This window comes from Pseudooceanicola lipolyticus, from assembly GCF_002786325.1.
GTDB classification, from domain to species: domain Bacteria; phylum Pseudomonadota; class Alphaproteobacteria; order Rhodobacterales; family Rhodobacteraceae; genus Pseudooceanicola_C; species Pseudooceanicola_C lipolyticus.
The window spans coordinates 1-2,000 of sequence record NZ_PGTB01000310.1; the positions used below are offsets into that span (position 1 = coordinate 1).

The 2,000-nt window shown below is 68.6% G+C and carries 3 protein-coding genes; all 3 read right to left on the reverse strand.

The genetic code is table 11. The annotated features are described in order from the left end of the window. On the reverse strand, nt 1–252 hold a 252-nt coding region (locus CVM52_RS27520), incomplete at its 3' end, for a hypothetical protein (protein ID WP_205965033.1). Then, on the reverse strand, nt 239–1,303 hold the full coding sequence (locus CVM52_RS25385; RefSeq protein WP_100165028.1) for a S1 family serine peptidase: 1,065 nt from the start codon (nt 1,301–1,303) through the stop codon (nt 239–241). The genes CVM52_RS25385 and CVM52_RS27520, both read right to left, overlap by 14 nt. A gap of 16 nt (nt 1,304–1,319) precedes the next feature. Continuing rightward, nucleotides 1,320–2,000, reverse strand: a 681-nt coding sequence (locus CVM52_RS27250; RefSeq protein ID WP_172721093.1) for a hypothetical protein, incomplete at its 5' end; no start/stop codon positions are given.

Here is a 2,000-nt window from a genome sequence, read left to right on the forward strand (position 1 = left end):
ATCCCTTCCTGCTGGTGGACTACTGCCGCCGAACCCGGTGCCGCCCGGCGGTTGAGGCTGCGGTTGCGGCTGTTGGGGCGTGCCGCTGAAAGACCCGCCGCCAAACCCGTCGTCGCCGGTGGAGCCGCCGCCAAAGCCGGTGTTGTTGTCAAAACTGCCGCCGAACCCGCCCTGGGCCCAGCCGGCGCCTGCCGCTGCGGCCGTCAGCGCGGCGCACAAGGCGATACGGACCACCGGGTTAGCCGCGGACATGGCGTGCGATCCAGTCGAAATATTGCGAAACCCGTGTGTAGACACCGTACAGGCTTTCATGCCCGCAGGCCGAAGCGGCGCCGATGGGCGCCCGGTTCCAGCTGACGATGCCCACCTGCAACCACTGGCCGTCCTGCCCGCGCACCATCAGCGGCCCACCGCTGTCGCCGTTGCACATGGTGCGCTTGCCCGAGGGCGTGCCGGCGCAGATCATGTTCTGCGACAGCGCATCGCCGATCTCGCGCGTCAGGATCTCGTAGGCCTGTTCCAGGTTTTCCATCGGGATGCCGTTGGACTGCCCCATGTTCAGCAGAAAGCCCCCCATGTCGCGCTTGGTCTGTTCGGCCATGCCGGCATTGCAGGTGGCATTGGACACGATGTCGATATCGGTCTCCATCAGTTGGATCGGGAACTTGCCGTCCTGCATCATGCCCCAGCCGATCACCACCGCCGGACCCTCGGGCACCGGCTGGCCCTGCTGCGACACCGAGATCGCCCCCACGGGGCCGGAACTGTTGGTGATCGGCTGTGCCAGTTGCAGCAGCGCGATGTCGTTTTCGAAGCGCATCCCGTCATAGTGTTCATGCGGGATGATGCGGGCGATGTCGCGGAACTCGCCGCCGCGCATATCGACCGAGCCGGTGCGCACCACGATGTCGGCCGGCGCCATCGCCGCGCCCTCGGGGGTCACCAGGCAATGCGCGGCGGTCAGCACCCATTGCCGCGCGATCAGCGATCCGCCGCAGAACTGCGACTGAAAGCGCGACTTGTCATCGCCGGCGCGCGCCTTTTCCGCCACATGCAGCGACACCTGCGCCGGCCAGGCGCCTTCCTGCGCCGGGCGCCCGCCAAAGATGCGCGCGGCCGCGTCGGCCTCGATCGCGACGCCTTGCCGCTCTTTCATGCCCAGCACATAGGCCAGGATCAGCACCACATTGGGCGGCGAGGGAATCGCCACCTCGTCCAGGCTGGCCACCTGCGCCCGTCCGGGCGCAGCGGCAAGGGCCAGACCGGCGGCAACCGCGCCGGCCCATAAACTCAGGCGTTTCATCGCTCTCTCCCTGTTTTCATCGCGTTGTCTCCAGACCGGCGCGGGCGAAGGCCTCGGATTTCGGCAGCACGCTCCAGTCGAACCGTTCGACCCAGACCTGGGTGGCGCCCATCGCGCCAAAGGAACCGCGGGTGCCGGGGCGCTGGGCGGCGGCGGTTAGAAACGACATCAGCTGCGCCGCCGCGCCACCGCGGGTTGCACCGGGCGCGGCGCAGGTTTCGACCAGCCCTTCCAGATTCAGCGGTTCTTTATTGTCCTCGGCCTCGGTCACCACCAGGAACATCCGCTCGGCCCCGGCGGAATAGCCATCGGGGCAGTCCGAGCACATGATCATGCCGTCGCCGACGGCGCGCGGTGCCGCCGTGCCTTCGATCCGTTCATGCGCGGCATGGACGCAGAACCGCGCGTCGATATGAATGCGGTTGACGTCGCGCGCGCCCGACACCGTGCCGCGCGCGGCGATCGCCAACTGGTCGCATTGCTTCAGCTCGGCACCGGGTGGCAGGCGCACCGGCGCGCTGGCATCGGCCCCGATGGCCGCGCCGCATTCCTCGTAGGGCGGAACGGCGCTGCCTTCGGGTTCCAGCAGCGCGGCGTCGACGCCGTCGGTTTCCACCGTGACCTCGACCGGATTGGGCGACAGCAGCGAGGGTTTGCGCGCCACCGAGGCCAGCAGCCGCGCCAGATCCTCGGCCCG

What these genes read in the sequence shown, in the direction of transcription:
- CVM52_RS25385 (WP_100165028.1), bottom strand. Translation starts at nt 1,303, where the DNA reads ATGAAACGCCTGAGTTTATGGGCCGGCGCGGTTGCCGCCGGTCTGGCC.